Source organism: Shewanella sp. (genome assembly GCF_051658185.1).
GTDB lineage: Bacteria > Pseudomonadota > Gammaproteobacteria > Enterobacterales > Shewanellaceae > Shewanella.
Window position 1 is genome coordinate 1 of the sequence record NZ_JBOFMC010000429.1, and the last position, 2,627, is coordinate 2,627.

The following is a 2,627-nucleotide window of genomic DNA, read 5'->3' on the forward strand; positions in this document are numbered from 1 at the left end:
CAGTGCGATTTTAGAAGCACAAGTGGGTGATAATGCCAACGGCTTCATGTTGTTATCTGACTCAGGCTCTATGTCTGTCGTTGCCAATACCACGGATGAAGGCAACTCAGCCCCAACGGTGGCAGATGTGACATTGTCAGTCAATAAAGGGGCCGCGCCAGGCACTGTGCTAGGACAATTAATCGCAACCGATCCTGATATGATTAGTAGCCCATTCTCGGAGTTTATTACTTTAAGCTCAAACAGCAGTATGGTCGTGATCGATAAAGCAGGGGTCGTTCGCCTAAGTGACAATGCCGTTATTAATCAAAAAAGTAAAACCATGGAACTCGAAGTCGTCGCGCTAGATACCATGGGCAATACCTCACATCCCGCTAAAGTGACGGTATTAATTAATAACAACAAGCCAACAGTCGCCCCGACCAGTGCCAATGCGACGGCCAACTCGTTCGTGGCATTGCTGGCTAATGGCAAAGACACCGATGGCGATACACTCACTTACACCTGGACGCAAACCTCAGGTCCCAACGTCAGTTTTGTCAATGGCACCGACAAAATCGGCTTTACGGCACCGGCGGGGAATAATGTGTACACCTTTACCGTTGTCGCCTCTGACGGAGTTGATAACAGTAATATCGGTACCTCTTCAGTCACAGTGAAAGCCACATCCTCGGATAACGGCAGCTCCGGTGGTGGCGCGCTAGGCTGGCTGACAACCTTATTACTCCCCCTCGCGGCCCTGCGTCGTCGGATGAAGTAATTACTCTGAAAGTGTGCAACAAGGGAGTCCTCAGTGACTCCCTTGTTTTTGGCTGAGCCAACAAGCTTATCTATTATGAACGCAGGCCGATCCCTCTGGAAATCAGATAATACGCCACGGCCCAGAGTGCGGCACAAAAGCCCACCATAATGCCCATTGAAAGTGGCACGCTAATATCGGCAAACCCTAAAAAGCCATAGCGGAACACGTTAATCATATACACCACGGGATTGAGCGCCGACACGCCTTGCCAGAACGAAGGCAGCAGTGACAACGCATAAAATACCCCGCCAAGGTAGGTTAATGGCGTGAGCACGAAGGTCGGTATGATACTGATATCATCGAAACTTTTCGCAAACACCGCATTAATCAGCCCCCCTAATGAAAACAGCATCGACGTTAACAAAATGGTGATAACGACTAAGCCCGCATGATGCAGCCGAATATCGACAAAAAACATGGCGACTAAGGTAACAATCAGCCCAACACACAAACCTCGGGCGACGCCACCGCCAACATAACCGGCGATCAGCACATAATGGGGCACTGGCGCCACGATAAGCTCCTCTAAATTTCGCTGGAACTTGGCACTATAAAAGGAGCTGGCCACATTTGAGTAGGAGTTAGTGATCACCGACATCATGATCAGCCCCGGAGCAATAAACTCCATATAAGACACGCCGCCCATCTCCCCAATACGACTGCCAACCAAGTTACCAAAAATCAAAAAATACAACGTCATCGTGATTGCAGGCGGCACTAAGGTTTGCACCCAAATCCGCGTAAAACGCGTTATTTCTTTGGTTAAAATACTTTTAAATGCAATGAAATAGAGCTGCTTCATACCTTGGCTCCCGGGGTTTTCTTCACTAATTCCACAAAGAGTTCCTCTAAACGATTCGATTTATTGCGCATCGAGACCACTTCAACCTTGGCCGCCGTCAACTGGCTAAACACATCGTTCAAATTGTGCTCTTTAGCGACATCGACTTCTAAAGTATGGGGATCGGTTAAGCGGCACGTCATCTCCTTCAGTACAGGCGCGCTGGCAAGATCCCGGCGCAAATCGAGAATAAAGGTCTCGATATTAAGCTTACCGAGCAGCGCCTTCATGCTAGTACACTCCACCAGCCTGCCTTTATCGATAATCCCAATGTTACGGCAGAGCATTTCGGCCTCTTCAAGGTAATGGGTGGTGAGAATAATCGTCACCCCCTGCTGATTGATTTGTTTAAGAAACTCCCACATTGAACGGCGCAGTTCAATATCCACGCCTGCGGTGGGTTCGTCTAAAATCAGCAGCTTAGGTTCATGCATTAAGGCGCGTGCGATCATCAGCCGCCGTTTCATCCCTCCGGACAATTCCCGCGACTGGCTATGGCGTTTTTCCCATAAATCCAATTGGCGTAAATATTTTTCAGCGCGCTCAAGGGCTAAGGGTTTAGGCACTCCATAATACCCGGCTTGATTCACGACAATTTGCAATACGCTTTCAAACTGATTGAAATTAAACTCCTGCGGCACTAAACCGATGCAGAGCTTGGCTTCTTCGAGCTGTTGATCAAGATCATAATCAAAGACTTTGACCGTCCCTTCGCTCTTTTGCACGAGTGAGCTGATAATCCCAATGGTCGTGGACTTACCCGCCCCATTGGGACCAAGGAGCGCAAAAAAATCGCCTTGTTGCACCCTAAGGCTAATGCCTTTGACGGCTTCGACGCCGCCTTTATAGGTTTTTTTAAGCCCTTCAAGCACCAGAGCGGGGGGATTGGCCATAATGATTCCTGTTCTTTTAATAGCAAGAGATTAATAACATGGTGGCAAAAACACCAAATACAATAGCGTAAACAACGTGACTCGCGAAGCT

3 protein-coding genes are annotated in these 2,627 nt (G+C 48.5%); 1 reads left to right on the forward strand and 2 read right to left on the reverse strand.

Annotation, left to right across the window (positions count from 1 at the left end):
- A partial coding sequence (locus tag ACRCZA_RS15675; protein WP_438675324.1) for an Ig-like domain-containing protein occupies nucleotides 1-760 on the forward strand: 760 nt, incomplete at its 5' end.
- 73 nt (nucleotides 761-833) lie between these two features.
- Here the strand turns inward: ACRCZA_RS15675 and ACRCZA_RS15680 are convergent.
- Both ACRCZA_RS15680 and ACRCZA_RS15685 read right to left on the reverse strand, forming a co-directional pair.
- On the reverse strand, nucleotides 834-1,604 hold the full coding sequence (locus ACRCZA_RS15680; protein ID WP_438675325.1) for an ABC transporter permease: 771 nt from the start codon (nucleotides 1,602-1,604) through the stop codon (nucleotides 834-836).
- On the reverse strand, nucleotides 1,601-2,536 hold the full coding sequence (locus ACRCZA_RS15685) for an ABC transporter ATP-binding protein (protein ID WP_438675326.1): 936 nt from the start codon (nucleotides 2,534-2,536) through the stop codon (nucleotides 1,601-1,603). Before ACRCZA_RS15685 ends, ACRCZA_RS15680 begins: the two co-directional genes overlap by 4 nt.
- Between the last annotated feature and the right edge of the window lie 91 nt (nucleotides 2,537-2,627).